Below are 12,579 nucleotides of genomic sequence, written 5' to 3'. Positions count from 1 at the left end.
CTCCGGTTATTGAGCGGTGAGCCCCAAAAGTCTCATTTGGAGCCCATACAAAAAGCGCCCTCTGCAAAAGAAGGCGCTAATTAGGCGGTATTCTGAGTTTTTCACGTTTGGAATCCCTGCGTAAGTAATCATGCTCTTTAAGGTGCATCCTTATCTGAGCTTGCCATTGTCTAATCTTGGCCTTGTAGTTCGCTTGGTTCTCTTCGTCCACACTACCCGCTTCCAAGCGCTTGTACTTACGTATCTGGCGTTCCATGTATCGCTGCTTCTGTTCCGCTTGATAGTTAGATACCGCCTTCTCATCGTCAACTGGCTTGGGCAGTGAACTGGTTCCCACAATGAACGTGGTCATGTTATGGCGACAATTCGGATGGAACAAGCCCCCAGCTATGGCGGTACTCAGTAGCGGATACTTCCCATCTGCAGCCGATCCCCCGGAATACACATCGTCAATGAACACCTTGCCCTGATAAGGCAGACACAGCTTCGAACAGTTGCCATGTGAAGATATGACCACGGTTCGAATGCCCAGTTGATCCCGTTTGGCACCCTCTCCAGCAAATACAGCACGCTGGGAAGATGTACGCAACGCCATTTCCGCATAAGAAGCAATGTTCACCCGCCTTCCATTAGCATAGGTGATATTGTCAAACCCCTTCTCCAGAAACTCCTTGGTCGCCATATCTATAGCCTGATTCAGCGAAGCAGCCCCACTGTTCAGGTATACCTGGCTCTTATATATGGTCTGTCTGTACACGTCATCTGCTTGTCTTAGCATGGCATGACGGGCAATTTGCAGATTGTTTTGTGCAGCATCAGCCAGAGCGTTAACCCGCTTCTCATTGAGTTTGAAGAAGCTTCGGTCCGATCCATCCTCGGGTTCTATAGAAGGCTTTTTGCCAGTAATCTTGTTCCACAGGCCCTTTACCGTGTTCGCCACACGATCAGCCCCACGCCGCCAGGAGCCTTTAACCTCTTCCTCGGCTGCCTTCTTCACTTCTGGCTCATACTTCTTGGATATCTGGCGTGTCTCCTTGCGGTACTGCTGGATGTCTTGCAGCTTGCGTTGCTGCCATTGCTCCCATTCCTTGCCTTCCTCTTCTTCATCAAGCTCATGACGTTTCAGGTTACGCTTCATGGACTTGATCAGATCCATTTCCATGTCAGAGAAGATTTGACGGATGTCATATCTCTTCTTCATACCTCATCCTCTTCTGGATCGTCATCATCCTCGGTATCCGGGGGGTCATCCCGATTCAGTGCCGGTTCGTCTAAAGTGTAGCCTTGTTCTGCCTTTAATCGGGCAACCTCAGCGGCCTTCTCTTCCTTCGTCCAGGTGTCACCATACATTTCTTCCACCGCACGTTCTACGCTCATCACACCGAACGTCCGGGCCTTGCCCACTGTCTCTACCACGGCGTCAAAGGATGGACTGGCATATTCCCCGAACTTAACAGATACTTCATACTCGCCTGCCCCCCGATTCTGCATCGTGTCATGCACCTTCAATACAGTTTCCACCAGACGGGGCAACACCTCATTCAGCGCATCAATGATCTTCCCACGGGTGTATAGTGTGGCTTTCTCCTTCTCCCGCTGCGCTTCTGCATTGTCGGTCTTCTTCAAGTCAATGCCCAGCGTGGACGGCGACATAACGCCCTGCAAGCACATGTCCAGTGCGCTTGCATATGACCCCACGAATGCTTCATACAGGATTTGCGGCTGTAACATGGTGATTTGGTCTTTACCGTCCTCAGACATAGATGTCCCAATCTTGATAAACTGATTATCAAATGGGTTGGCACGCATTGGAGCCCCCGTTTCAGGATTCTTCGGAACCAAGTCGTCTGGAATGTACTTCTGCACCCTCCCGGCTCGTATCGCGTCCCACCATTGACTCACCACCTCATCCAATGCGTCAAAGTTGTCTGACTTGCTATCGAACAAGGATTTCCCTCGCCCCTCCCACTTGGAGCTGCGGAAGAACATGAGCGGTACGGCCATAATAAACTTGCCATCGTATTCGATGTTCGCCAGTGCTGCCGTCTCAGGCAATGCAGTAAGCGGCACGCCTTTTCCGTAAGCGTCATAAAGCTGATACCGGATGTATCCACGGCCATAGGTTTCTTCTAAGCGGTAATCCTTGCCCTTTAGCGTGTGATCCGTAAAGAAAACAACCTCATGCAGCCTGCCCCGGTTCCGTCTATACTCCACCTGATCCCCGCTGTAGAACTCAATAATGGGGTATTGGGTAACATCAGTATCCACGGTGATTTTATATGCTCCATCCCCGGCCACCAAAGCGTCTATGATGTTCTGCCCCAACAACTCATCAAACGCATTGTCTTTGCTGATATCGTCCCATGCGGTTTTCTTATCCACCTCAACTGCTTCCAGATCAGCAACAACGATATCCGATAGACGTTCCGCAATCATGGCAGGCATTCCGGAATGGATTTTCCTAATCGCCATGTTCTGACTGGGCACCGCTGCCCAGAAACGGGCCTTGCCTACCGCATCCGTTCCGGTTTGTTTGTAAAACTGATCCAGCTCAGACGCATCACCACGGAACCATAAGCGGTTACGCAGTACATTCGTCCGATATGATAGTGGCTCTGTGATTGTGACACTTCGATTCTCCGGCGCTGGGTTAATACGCAGCATTTTCATGACCATATTCTTGATCCACCCCATTTCTATACCTCCAGTCTCTTCTTGAACGGCTGAACGGCGTATTCGCTACTATCCAAGCAGTCCACCGGGTAACTTCCATCATCCGTCCGCACCCATTCACCTTTTTGGCGCTCTGACTCATCCCATGTGGCATTCTCAATGGCTTCGATCCATTTTTTAAGATGAGACATAATCTTGTACCGCCCTTGATTCATCAGGAGGTTTGTTAACCTGATCCGGGCAGTAATTCCCTCTTTCTTGTATGAGGGTTCAACTTTTAAATAGATCCCTCTGCGCTTTAACTCATTAGTCAGGGCCTGCCGGAACAGCTTGTCAGCAGATTCAGCAAAGATATGGGCATACGTCAAAAAGGCCGGATAGGTTTCCGACCACTCGACTATCTTTTCAACGATCTCCTTGGCGTAACGGTCATGTGTGTAGCCGTTCTCCTTGCCCTGCTTGTGGTAATATCCATCCATCAGTATAACCGTGCCATATCGCGGCGTGAATCCAGTTAGCGTGGCAACCGTGGCGTCAGTGCCCCCAACGTCTATCCCAATGGAAAACTCAATGAACCGTTCTTTCCTTAGCTGCTCCCTGGTAATGATGACATCCTTGACAGTGTACTGCGTGTATATCCGTCCTGTAGCTGCCGTCCGTTCACCCTTAATCTCTGACTTGTACCACAGACTGGACTTGTCATAAGTGATCAGCATGGCCTTGAGACGGTCGTTTGGGATACTCAGGTTATCGAACACGGTGAAGTGCTGATAATTGTACCCTGCGTTCTGCCCTTGCTTTAACAACTCATCCTGAAAGTCCAGAATGTCCGCATAGAACCAATGGGCTGGCGGCTTGGGGTTAAGGTCGAAGAACAATTGCCGCTTCGTTGATGCCAGCGTCCGGTCAAATACTTCCTTGACGAACGATGGATGGCACTCGTTGACCTCCGTCACATAGGCTGTCCCGTAGGAGTTACCCTTGATCAGCGCGGCGTTGTTTGCCTTACCGCCGCCTGCAATAATAACGATCTTCTCGCCCGTCTTGGTCTGAATGAAGAGTGCTGCACGGTCCTTGTATTCACCTTCACGGCAACGGCCCTTGAACAGCCATTGCAACCCGAATCCATTGGAGTCTATGGCGTTCATCTTCGTGGCTGCCATACTCACACCAGCCACCAAATGGAGCTTATCCGGGTGAACCTCCAAGCACATGGCATAGGCAATCAGGTTAATGATGTTCTTGCCTGCACGCTTGCCGCCCTCAGCTACGTTCAGCCATGAGTCCTGGCAACGTCTGATATATTCCGACTGCTTCGTATTAAATGGAGCATATGGGATCAGGGCTGTATCAGTCATCGTCTATCACCCGTTCCGGCACAGGGTTGTTGATCAAGTCAGCCAAGGCGGTAATTTGTTGGTTCAGGTCAAGCTTGCTGTTATCTGGCACCTTGCCACGCATCACGGCAATACTGGCCTTGATCTGCTCCAGACGCTGTTTCTGGACCTCGTTCACCTCATCGGGGGACGCCATCCGCAAAACATCCTCATATTTCTTAATGGAGCTAACCAGCGCCGTCCATGCAGCAGCCATGGCTTTCAGGCTGTTTGCTGATCGATCCCACGCAAACTGGAATTCGTATTCCTGTTCAATTGGTATTTGTTCAATGTTCGGTTCCTTCTTGGTTCCCGTGTTATGGACTTCGAACTTCTGTTTTTTGAGTTCCTTAATCATCTCATCCTTGCCCGTTACGTGCTGAATCTTCAAGGCACGTATGATGTTGGTAAGTTGGATGCGTATGCCTTCCCACAAGATGTCCAACGTGGAAAGCTCGGCTGTCGTGTCATAAATCTCTTGCGTTTCTTCGTCATCTGGCAGAAACCTGCGGAATAGCCCATGCTTAACGGCCTTGTCATTTCCGTATGGCCCGCCGTGCCCACCTCTATTGCCTACTGCGTTCTGATTGCCCTTGGGCGCTCCTGGGCGTGGCTCAGGCTGCTTCTCCCATTCATCAAGGCTTTTCCATTTACGAACAAGACCAGCACTGATTCCAAGCTTTTCGGCAATCTCTCCTGGCTTCATTTCCTTGCCACTGGCGAACCACATCGCTAATGCTTTCTTGCGGTCCGGGCTTCTCTCTCTCGCCATTACATAATACACCTCACCCCTGACATCGTTTATGCAATATTTATGCACAGACATGTGTTCAAAACCCGGTCTTTTGTACATATGTACTTTCCCACAACCACGCCGAAAACCCTGATTTGACGGGCTTTTTGACAGCTAACTGAATTGTGCGAATATACATAGTTTATGCATAAACCCGAAAACCCGCGTCATTACTGGATTTTTCGATTTTGCCCATTTTGATTATTTCCCGGCTTATTGCCCTCAAATGGGGCGTTTATTCATCGTTTATACAGCCATAATTGAGTCGGTTTTCTTAGAATCAGTCTAAATAGACAAACTTCTAATTGTTTTTCTTAATCAACCAACACAATAATAACCCAAAATAGGGTCATTATTAACCATTTTCTGGATCAGGACTGAAACATAAATACAATAGTGTTTCACTCGGTTTAGAACTGGCAATCAGCGTCATTTCAGATTCAAAAGCCATTTCTATAATATGAGTGCAACGAACGCCATATTGTGATGCACTCATATTAGCGTAACAGCATAATTGCCCTGTCCATCATGTCCTGAGTCAGTCCGATATAGTCCAATGTTTCCCGCGGATCGCTATGCCCGAACATGTCCATTAGTAACGCTAGGTTTTCAGGGTTCTGCATGTACAAGCGGTATGCCCATGTCTTCCGTAGCGTATGACAACCGATCTCTTTCAGGCCAAATTCCTTGGCTGCCTTATTCAAGAATCGGTATGCTGTCGTCCGGTCAATCGGTTGTTTCCGCATTCGGCTAACTGTCTTGACCTGACGGCTAGGAAACAGGAAATCCAGATCCTGCATAGTGGAAATGTACTTGTCCAGATCCTGCCGGATACTCGGATGAATGATGAACCGTTTGGCATGTTTGTTTTTCTGTTCAACCAGGTTAACGTGTGATCCCTTTACATCAATAACCCTCAGCCTGCATAAGTCGGATACACGCAAACCGCTATAGATGCCAATACAGAAGAACAAGTAATTTCGTATGTTGCGTATCCAAAAATAATCCTTCATGCCATCAATAACCCGTTCATCGCGGATCGGTTGGACTTTTTTCATGTCACCACCTCACTGGATTAACAGCGGCTGCGTGCTACCGCAAGAACCGGCTTACGATTGATTACTTGATGCTTGAGCGGAAGCATGACCGGATTTCTCGGCAGCTGGAGAGGTTTGATCCTCTTCACATCGTGTTCGTTCAACTCCTGATACTCCTGAACATATTCCCAAAGGCTTATCATTTCACGTATCGCCGTTCCAAGTCGCTTCATATGATCCCTTAAAGCATCTGCCGCGGCAGTAATTGCAATTTTTAATGATTGCTTCAATTCATTACTCACTGCATCGAACGTTTCATTCTCCTTCAACCTCGACACCGTCCTTTATGGTCACTTTCCAACCGCATTTGCAACTTCGATGGAACAGGTTTTCATCAATTTTGATGGTTCCTTCTCCGTTTCCTACATAGGTGTTACCACAATCAGGACAAGCCGTGTACTTATGGGCCAGTTCAAGGGCTGTTGCTGCGTCCATTTTGCTTTGTCCTCCTTTTTAGACACAAAAAAAGCCGCCATTAAAGGCGACTCACTTCCGCATCAATATCTATTGAAACTTCTTGTACTCTGTTATGAAATGTTCCCAACGATCATTATCAACTTTGTTCCCTATCTCACCTTTTTCTTGATCAGGGAAGAACACTACCCGATTTAAAGGATCGATCCGGGTCACCTTGCGAACGTTCACAACTGTCTCATCAGAGATAATTACAAATCCGGGTGTATTAAGAATGCGTTCCATTTGTGCTTGTGCAAATTTTTCATTCATGCTGTCATCCTCCTAAGTGCAATTGGAATACCCGCCAATCATAACCACTGGAGGACATCGTAGGCAATGGAAGATTATCCAATCCATGCGTCTTATTCCACATACCTTATTAATGAATTTTTTTCAAAGGTAGTTTGCGGGCGAACACCATAATGTTAAGATGGAATTCACAACAAGTAAATTTTAGGAGATGATTTTAATGCAAAATATTGGTGCTAGTTTCATAATGGACATCTACAGTTGCAGATGGGGACACAAGGACCCATACACACTAACTAAGACTGAGAACGGCTGGAACATTTCTTCTAACAAGTTTGATTCTCTTGAGAGCGACAAACACGGTAGTCCTGGTATTGTTAAAGTCCTTGATACTGAATCTATAGCCTATCCTCACGATATTGGATACTTTCTTTCAGATCTCTGGGATGCTTCACAACTCAAAACGAAAGAAGAAACCCAGAAGCTTTTCAACCAACTCGCTGAATGGATTTCAACTTCAGAAGAAACCAAGCCAAATTTCGGCCCATTGCACGTTTAATCAAAACGAAAGCCGCTCTATAATCAGAGTGGCTTTTTTTGTCATGAAAACCTCTATTGTACGGCCTTAGTAGGAATCGAACCTACACAATCCAATAGGCCATAATAAAAAGTAGCGGTGATCATAACCGCTTTCCCCGCAACCCGCACCCCTGACGATTCACGTCTAAGGATATAGAATCCCACAGCACGGTCGAGTCCTGCTGGGATAAGGGGTAGCAGGGACACCCGGGCAAAAGCCCTATGTCCCTACTTTAATTTGCACTAACCGTCATATGATTGTCATGATACAGTCAATTTACCGTCAATATTTTAAGGTTTATATGATTCCGCAATCTTTCAACGTATTGGCAACACACCTGATACCTTCCGTGATGCGTCGATCTACTGTTCTTTCACTCATCACGCTTCGAAAGTTAATTACAGTGTGCTTCCATTTCCCGCCTTTGATGAACCGATGTTCGATAATTCTTCGGGCTTCATCGTCCTTGATCGTGCGAATTGCCATGTCTACCACGCTGATTTTCTCATTGTAGGCATCATATTTGCCTTTTTGCTCTGGCGTCAATACCCTCATTGTTTCAAACACGCTTTTGCTTGCCTTCCATTGGGGATAATCTTCGCGGAGCAACTTAATTGTAGCTTCGGCATCCTTATCAGTGGCGCTTGGAAACAGTTCTAATTGTTCTACAGCGTCCATATGATCCCCCTTTTGCACTATATTACATATAATCATCAAGAGTCGCTTGGCTTTCTGTGACCACTTCCGAAGCATCTTGAATTAGCCCTTGATCCAACCACGCTTTTGGTGCGCTTGTCTTGTATTGCGGCCATATCGGTTCCCCAGCTCGGGAACGTGTAGGGTTCTCGCTTTCGGCTTTCTCCGTCCATGCCCATTGGGTACGCGCTGTTACCATATCGTTACTCATGAGTTGCTTCACCTTCTTGTTCTACTGGCTTATTTTCATGCAACCATCTGTATATCACCTTTAAAGCCGCGCCTGCCCTGTCTGGTGTTCTTGCCATGCTCAAAATATCCGTCACTTGCATTAACAACCGTATTGAGCTGGTGCGCTTGTTCTTCTCCTCTTCAAGTTCCTTACGAAGTTGATCGTTCTCAATGAACGAATCTTCCAGCTCATCCATCAGCATGGTTGGATAGGGTGTTCTGGCTTTTGCCAGCTTCCGTTTTACATCAATTATGCTTTTCATAGCTAATCTCTCCCCTTTAATTTCTTCGCAGGCCGATTCTGCGGTACCGCCACGTCATTTATAAATGGGGGTTGGTGTGTTTACACCCCGAAACGCTCTATGCACACTTTACGTCCGTCTACGAGTCTGTTCCTGTATTAACCGTGTGTCTTAACTTGGCTCTATCGAAATGGTTTTGAAGATCCTCACGACTTCTCACAGTGTAGTGCCGTGCAGCTTGAGTTTTTATTACTGACCGAATTTCACGTTTGCCCTGGCTGAATTCATGAAGCAGCCCCAGCCGGACAACGATTTCATGTAGCACACGCCATTGTTCGTTGGCTTCCTTGGCACGGCGGCGCGTTCTTCTGTTCGCCTGATACTGACGCATCAGTTCTTCCGGCTCCACTTCTTCTGGACCAAGAAACTCGAATGCATGTGATAAATCCGTTGCTTCACCATCGCAGAATCCAACACAGGTTACCGTATTATCAAATTGAGCCTTGATATGCTTGACCAATTCATGAAGCTGGCTTGCTGCATCTTTAGGCGTCATTACCGTTGTGTCGTCCATGCTCCCTGTCCTCGCTTTCCTTGAGCCGTTTACATAGCCCATCGTATTTTTCCATAGCGGGTATCCGGCGTGGATCGTCAGGGGCAAGGGCATCAATAAATGCCGCACCCTTTATCATCCGTTCCCGCAAACGTTCCTGATAATAGCTGACCAATTCACGAAATATCCGGTCGAAGTGATCCAATATTTCATCCTGAGTCTGAGCTATACAACCCTGACTTTTCAGGCGGGTGAATGTGAGTTCGTCAATGTTGCCGTTTTTCAACGCATTTTCCAAATGGCTGATTAAAATGATCTGATACCGCATGATGAGTCTTACATTGTTTTCAATCTCCAAATGATCTGCTGTCACATTCACACCGCCTTTCTGATCAGTAATTAATCCGTGCTATATCTACGAACTTGCTAAAATTCTTCATGTACACCATTTCCGCGACACCTGTTCCTGTATTCCGGCCTTTGGCAACGATGATTTCCACAATATTTTTTTTCTCAGTTTCGGCGTTGTAATAATCGTCACGGTACAAGAAGTCGATTTCATCAGCATCTTGTTCAATGGAACCGGACTCCCGAAGATCAGACATCATGGGACGCTTGTCCTGCCGCTGTTCTACGCCCCTACTGAGCTGGGACAGCACTTCTACCGGACAATCGTTGTCCCGCGCAATCTGCTTCAAGGAACGGCTGATATAGGCGATTTCCTGTTCACGGCTTGAGAATTTTTTGCCCGGATTGATCAACTGCAGATAATCGATTTGAATATAAATATCACCGTATTCCTTCTTGAGCTGCTTCGTCTTTGCGGCTATCTGCTGGATTGTAATTCCCGGCGTGTCATCAATTACAATAGGCAAATCACTCAGGATGGCCCGTGCGTCTGTGTAGTCCTCCCAGCTTTTAGGGTCCAATAGCCCAGTGCGTAACATAGTCCCGTCCAGTTTCGCTATATTTGCAATCAATCGTTCACCTAATTTCTTACCTGGCATTTCAAGGCTGAATATCCCGGTGGTCACGCCATGCTTGGCAGCCGCTTTTGAGTTGTTAAGCATAAAAGCTGTCTTCCCGACACTGGGCCTAGCAGCCACAATAATTAAATCCTGCTTCTGTCGCCCACCTGTGAGTCTGTTCAGATCTGAACCGCAAGTGGGCACGCCTGTAATTCCTTTGGATTTGCTTCGTATGTCCAAATCGTCATCATGACCATCCATGACTTCACTGATTTTCACCATGCCGCGTCCAGAAGGGGAACGTTCGGACAACTCTTCTGCTCCAGCTTTGATCCCTGCAATCACTTCTAGCGGATCGGAAGACGCTTCAAGCAGTTCCCGCTGTTCATTCAGCATCCGCAAGGTCTGTCGCTTTAATCCAGCTTCTTGGACAAGAGCAATGTACTCATGAAAATTCGCGGTAGTTGGCACCGCTTCTGCCAGTTCTCCAAGATACGTCAACCCGATCACATCACCCGTTATCCCTTTGGCGTTCAAATGGGTGTACAAGGTGACTAAATCAACAGCCTTCTGTTCTTCATGAAGGTCTACTATCGATTCAAAAATGGGTTGATGCTTTGCTGAAAAGTCGTCAATCGTCAGAATTTCAACTACAAGTGCCGCGGTTTCTTGTGTCCGATCAAGTAAGATACAACCCAGAACCGCTTGTTCAGCTTGTGGGTTGAAATGGTTATCCATTCGGCTCACCGTCTTTCAGAAGCGGTACCGCGTTCTCTTCCCAAAACTCCATCAGTCTTAACCGTTCCTGCGTCTCTACCCGTAGAAGATTATTTGCTGCAGATGTATTGGCCCGGATATCAGCTATCGTTGGCGGCCATTTGGATGTTTTGATGTGATGTTTCAAATTTTGGAGTGCTACAGATTGAGGTATGTCTGAAAGCATTTCTATCCACAAGTTAACAATGTCATTATTCAGTTGTACCTGTGGGTAAGCTGTAATAATCAGTGACATCAATGCGATTGTTTCCTCTTCGGTCATGTCGTCCCTCCTGCATTCGTGAAAGTAACAAGTCTTTATTTTGACTGAATTTGTCTTTGGTCTGGTTGTTGTTGATTGGTGCCTTTGCTGGTTGTACTGGAGGTTCCAAGAAATCGGTATAGCGTTCGTTCTTGGGGTCTAAAAATGTTGAACCGTGAAGCATAAATCTTTCCTCAGTTCCGTTTATTCGGCAGTGAGCACTATAATTTTCTGCACACTGGATCAATACCAATGAATCTTTCTTCGCTTTGATTAGTCGCAACCATTTGTTATACGCAACCTTCTTGCCTGTTTTCCGTGGGTATACTAACCAGAACTGTTTGAAGTCGTCCGAATAGTCACTATCATCCGATTCACTGTCAGGTGAATTGGTACGTATGTTTTTATTATTTTTTATTGATTTACTTTCCTTTACTTTCCTTTGTGCACTTTTCTCAAGGGAAAACCCTTCTCTTGATTCGTTTTCCCCTGAGATAACTCCGTTTTCACCTGTATTTTCTCCTGATTCAGAAGAGTTTTCCCCATCCTTATCCTTCTTGGATCGCCACTTATCACGCATTTTTTCTACTTCACTATGGCGTTTTTTCACACCGTTACTGGTAATGCATTGGCGTGTTTCATAGATTTGTCTATCAAACATTCCAATCTCAAAGGCGGCTTCCAACATTGGGTGAAATTGCTCTTGTGATATCCCTAATTTCTTGATCAGGTTTGTACGGATCGTGAAATTAGACACGTCCAATTCACCATTAGCACTCCTATAGATGCGTTCAAGAAGAATGAAATAAAAGGCGTACCCATCATTCCCATACAAGGCCATCATAGCTTCAACCTTGTCATCACCGACCGCATCTGTGTCATGAGGGAAATAATCCATTCCCTCTTTTTTTGGCCGGGCCATCCGCTTCACCTACTCTTTTTCAAATTGATCTTGCGTGCCGAATGCAGCAGCCAGTAAAGACCGGACAGCATCACCTTTAGGCCGTTCCTTATCACACATCCGACGAATGAACTGAGAGACAAATTCATATAATTCATCACGATCTACGTACTCTAAATACGTCATCATAGATGCTTGAAATCCACTGCTCCAAATGTCATAAGTCCACCACTGGAAACGCATGTGATGGTACTTTCCTGCAAACTCTGAATCCGGTTTAAATGGGCGCGTAAGGGAACGAATAAGTTCATGACTGACCGATTCCACGTCAACGATCGTTTCATTAGATCCCAAGACTCTCACCCTCCCAATCATATTGAGCTGAAATGACTTCGAATCCCTCAATACGAACCGGCTTGCTATACCAGGTATGGGTGGCTTCTGAATCGCTGGGCCACGCCATGATGGAAGCTATTTCATTGGCTGAATCGTACATAGGTGCCACTTTAATGTTCGTCCCTTCTACCTGTGGCAACCCACGGATAGCATCACAAACCAAGCCCAATACATATGTCCATACATCTACTTTATTTTTTAACGTTCCACGTTCGCTGATATATATATGAAAGTTGTTCAGTACCGGATAAAGACCCTTTGTTTGAATGCTTTTAGCCAGTTCTTGAACCTTTGTTTCGCGGCTTAATTTCGCAAAAGGAACAGCCGTTTTCATATTGTTCACCCCTCAA

19 protein-coding genes are annotated in these 12,579 nt (G+C 46.5%); 1 reads left to right on the top strand and 18 read right to left on the bottom strand.

Annotation, left to right across the window (positions count from 1 at the left end; translation table 11 throughout):
* Window positions 1–76: 76 nt before the first annotated feature.
* The 8 genes from AC4E8D_RS09935 to AC4E8D_RS09900 form a co-directional block, all read right to left on the bottom strand.
* Window positions 77–1,201: a phage minor capsid protein gene (locus AC4E8D_RS09935; protein WP_490206169.1), complete on the bottom strand. Its 1,125-nt coding sequence runs from the start codon at window positions 1,199–1,201 to the stop codon at window positions 77–79.
* On the bottom strand, window positions 1,198–2,694 hold the full coding sequence (locus AC4E8D_RS09930; RefSeq protein WP_490206168.1) for a capsid protein: 1,497 nt from the start codon (window positions 2,692–2,694) through the stop codon (window positions 1,198–1,200). The genes AC4E8D_RS09935 and AC4E8D_RS09930 overlap by 4 nt, the downstream gene beginning before the upstream one ends.
* A gap of 2 nt (window positions 2,695–2,696) precedes the next feature.
* Window positions 2,697–4,031 carry a PBSX family phage terminase large subunit gene (locus AC4E8D_RS09925; RefSeq protein ID WP_490206167.1) on the bottom strand — a complete coding sequence of 445 codons (1,335 nt, stop codon included), beginning with the start codon at window positions 4,029–4,031 and terminating at the stop codon, window positions 2,697–2,699.
* Window positions 4,024–4,821 (bottom strand): phage terminase small subunit, encoded by a 798-nt coding sequence (terS, locus tag AC4E8D_RS09920; protein WP_490206166.1) that lies wholly within the window; start codon window positions 4,819–4,821, stop codon window positions 4,024–4,026. Before terS ends, AC4E8D_RS09925 begins: the two co-directional genes overlap by 8 nt.
* A gap of 518 nt (window positions 4,822–5,339) precedes the next feature.
* Window positions 5,340–5,900 carry a tyrosine-type recombinase/integrase gene (locus tag AC4E8D_RS09915; RefSeq protein ID WP_490206165.1) on the bottom strand — a complete coding sequence of 187 codons (561 nt, stop codon included), beginning with the start codon at window positions 5,898–5,900 and terminating at the stop codon, window positions 5,340–5,342.
* A gap of 17 nt (window positions 5,901–5,917) precedes the next feature.
* Window positions 5,918–6,208, bottom strand: coding sequence for a hypothetical protein (locus tag AC4E8D_RS09910; RefSeq protein ID WP_490206164.1), 291 nt, complete (start codon window positions 6,206–6,208; stop codon window positions 5,918–5,920).
* Window positions 6,195–6,374: a DUF3797 domain-containing protein gene (locus tag AC4E8D_RS09905; protein ID WP_301878333.1), complete on the bottom strand. Its 180-nt coding sequence runs from the start codon at window positions 6,372–6,374 to the stop codon at window positions 6,195–6,197. Before AC4E8D_RS09905 ends, AC4E8D_RS09910 begins: the two co-directional genes overlap by 14 nt.
* A gap of 69 nt (window positions 6,375–6,443) precedes the next feature.
* Complete coding sequence (locus AC4E8D_RS09900; RefSeq protein ID WP_490206163.1) at window positions 6,444–6,665, bottom strand: hypothetical protein; 222 nt, start codon at window positions 6,663–6,665, stop codon at window positions 6,444–6,446.
* A 199-nt stretch (window positions 6,666–6,864) separates the two neighbouring features.
* On the opposite strand from AC4E8D_RS09900, the gene AC4E8D_RS09895 reads away from it, so the two are divergent.
* The gene (locus AC4E8D_RS09895; RefSeq protein ID WP_490206162.1) at window positions 6,865–7,203 is read left to right on the top strand and encodes a hypothetical protein; all 339 of its coding nucleotides are present in this window, start codon (window positions 6,865–6,867) and stop codon (window positions 7,201–7,203) included.
* Between the two features lie 318 nt (window positions 7,204–7,521).
* Here the strand turns inward: AC4E8D_RS09895 and AC4E8D_RS09890 are convergent, their stop codons facing one another.
* The 10 genes from AC4E8D_RS09890 to AC4E8D_RS09845 all read right to left on the bottom strand — a co-directional run bounded on the left by AC4E8D_RS09890 (window position 7,522) and on the right by AC4E8D_RS09845 (window position 12,563).
* On the bottom strand, window positions 7,522–7,902 hold the full coding sequence (locus AC4E8D_RS09890) for a hypothetical protein (protein ID WP_079694211.1): 381 nt from the start codon (window positions 7,900–7,902) through the stop codon (window positions 7,522–7,524).
* A gap of 22 nt (window positions 7,903–7,924) precedes the next feature.
* Window positions 7,925–8,131 carry a hypothetical protein gene (locus AC4E8D_RS09885; RefSeq protein ID WP_490206161.1) on the bottom strand — a complete coding sequence of 69 codons (207 nt, stop codon included), beginning with the start codon at window positions 8,129–8,131 and terminating at the stop codon, window positions 7,925–7,927.
* Window positions 8,124–8,414, bottom strand: a complete 291-nt coding sequence (locus AC4E8D_RS09880) for a hypothetical protein (protein WP_490206160.1) — start codon at window positions 8,412–8,414, stop codon at window positions 8,124–8,126. The genes AC4E8D_RS09885 and AC4E8D_RS09880 overlap by 8 nt, the downstream gene beginning before the upstream one ends.
* Before the next feature lie 118 nt (window positions 8,415–8,532).
* A complete protein-coding gene (locus AC4E8D_RS09875; RefSeq protein WP_490206159.1) occupies window positions 8,533–8,967 on the bottom strand; it encodes a hypothetical protein in 435 nt (144 codons plus the stop codon).
* Window positions 8,939–9,319 (bottom strand): hypothetical protein, encoded by a 381-nt coding sequence (locus AC4E8D_RS09870; protein WP_490206158.1) that lies wholly within the window; start codon window positions 9,317–9,319, stop codon window positions 8,939–8,941. The genes AC4E8D_RS09875 and AC4E8D_RS09870 overlap by 29 nt, the downstream gene beginning before the upstream one ends.
* Window positions 9,320–9,338: 19 nt before the next feature.
* The gene (dnaB, locus tag AC4E8D_RS09865) at window positions 9,339–10,652 is read right to left on the bottom strand and encodes a replicative DNA helicase (RefSeq protein ID WP_490206157.1); all 1,314 of its coding nucleotides are present in this window, start codon (window positions 10,650–10,652) and stop codon (window positions 9,339–9,341) included.
* Entirely contained in the window at window positions 10,645–10,953 is a 309-nt protein-coding gene (locus tag AC4E8D_RS09860) for a replicative helicase loader/inhibitor (RefSeq protein WP_490206156.1), read from the bottom strand. The genes dnaB and AC4E8D_RS09860 overlap by 8 nt, the downstream gene beginning before the upstream one ends.
* Window positions 10,883–11,854, bottom strand: coding sequence for a DUF4373 domain-containing protein (locus tag AC4E8D_RS09855; protein WP_490206155.1), 972 nt, complete (start codon window positions 11,852–11,854; stop codon window positions 10,883–10,885). The genes AC4E8D_RS09860 and AC4E8D_RS09855 overlap by 71 nt, the downstream gene beginning before the upstream one ends.
* A 9-nt stretch (window positions 11,855–11,863) precedes the next feature.
* Window positions 11,864–12,187: a hypothetical protein gene (locus AC4E8D_RS09850; protein WP_490206154.1), complete on the bottom strand. Its 324-nt coding sequence runs from the start codon at window positions 12,185–12,187 to the stop codon at window positions 11,864–11,866.
* Complete coding sequence (locus tag AC4E8D_RS09845; protein ID WP_490206153.1) at window positions 12,177–12,563, bottom strand: hypothetical protein; 387 nt, start codon at window positions 12,561–12,563, stop codon at window positions 12,177–12,179. The genes AC4E8D_RS09850 and AC4E8D_RS09845 overlap by 11 nt, the downstream gene beginning before the upstream one ends.
* Window positions 12,564–12,579 lie beyond the last annotated feature (16 nt).

This window comes from Paenibacillus sp. SRL342, assembly GCF_984798905.1.
The sequence above is the reverse complement of the archived record's forward strand: the minus strand, read 5'-3'. Positions and strand labels throughout refer to the sequence as shown.

What these genes read in the sequence shown, in the direction of transcription:
- AC4E8D_RS09935 (WP_490206169.1), bottom strand. Translation starts at nt 1,201, where the DNA reads ATGAAGAAGAGATATGACATCCGTCAAATCTTCTCTGACATGGAAATG.
- AC4E8D_RS09930 (WP_490206168.1), bottom strand. Translation starts at nt 2,694, where the DNA reads ATGGGGTGGATCAAGAATATGGTCATGAAAATGCTGCGTATTAACCCA.
- AC4E8D_RS09925 (WP_490206167.1), bottom strand. Translation starts at nt 4,031, where the DNA reads ATGACTGATACAGCCCTGATCCCATATGCTCCATTTAATACGAAGCAG.
- terS (WP_490206166.1), bottom strand. Translation starts at nt 4,821, where the DNA reads ATGGCGAGAGAGAGAAGCCCGGACCGCAAGAAAGCATTAGCGATGTGG.
- AC4E8D_RS09915 (WP_490206165.1), bottom strand. Translation starts at nt 5,900, where the DNA reads ATGAAAAAAGTCCAACCGATCCGCGATGAACGGGTTATTGATGGCATG.
- AC4E8D_RS09905 (WP_301878333.1), bottom strand. Translation starts at nt 6,374, where the DNA reads ATGGACGCAGCAACAGCCCTTGAACTGGCCCATAAGTACACGGCTTGT.
- AC4E8D_RS09900 (WP_490206163.1), bottom strand. Translation starts at nt 6,665, where the DNA reads ATGAATGAAAAATTTGCACAAGCACAAATGGAACGCATTCTTAATACA.
- AC4E8D_RS09895 (WP_490206162.1), top strand. Translation starts at nt 6,865, where the DNA reads ATGCAAAATATTGGTGCTAGTTTCATAATGGACATCTACAGTTGCAGA.
- AC4E8D_RS09890 (WP_079694211.1), bottom strand. Translation starts at nt 7,902, where the DNA reads ATGGACGCTGTAGAACAATTAGAACTGTTTCCAAGCGCCACTGATAAG.
- AC4E8D_RS09885 (WP_490206161.1), bottom strand. Translation starts at nt 8,131, where the DNA reads ATGAGTAACGATATGGTAACAGCGCGTACCCAATGGGCATGGACGGAG.
- AC4E8D_RS09880 (WP_490206160.1), bottom strand. Translation starts at nt 8,414, where the DNA reads ATGAAAAGCATAATTGATGTAAAACGGAAGCTGGCAAAAGCCAGAACA.
- AC4E8D_RS09875 (WP_490206159.1), bottom strand. Translation starts at nt 8,967, where the DNA reads ATGGACGACACAACGGTAATGACGCCTAAAGATGCAGCAAGCCAGCTT.
- dnaB (WP_490206157.1), bottom strand. Translation starts at nt 10,652, where the DNA reads ATGGATAACCATTTCAACCCACAAGCTGAACAAGCGGTTCTGGGTTGT.
- AC4E8D_RS09860 (WP_490206156.1), bottom strand. Translation starts at nt 10,953, where the DNA reads ATGACCGAAGAGGAAACAATCGCATTGATGTCACTGATTATTACAGCT.
- AC4E8D_RS09855 (WP_490206155.1), bottom strand. Translation starts at nt 11,854, where the DNA reads ATGGCCCGGCCAAAAAAAGAGGGAATGGATTATTTCCCTCATGACACA.
- AC4E8D_RS09845 (WP_490206153.1), bottom strand. Translation starts at nt 12,563, where the DNA reads ATGAAAACGGCTGTTCCTTTTGCGAAATTAAGCCGCGAAACAAAGGTT.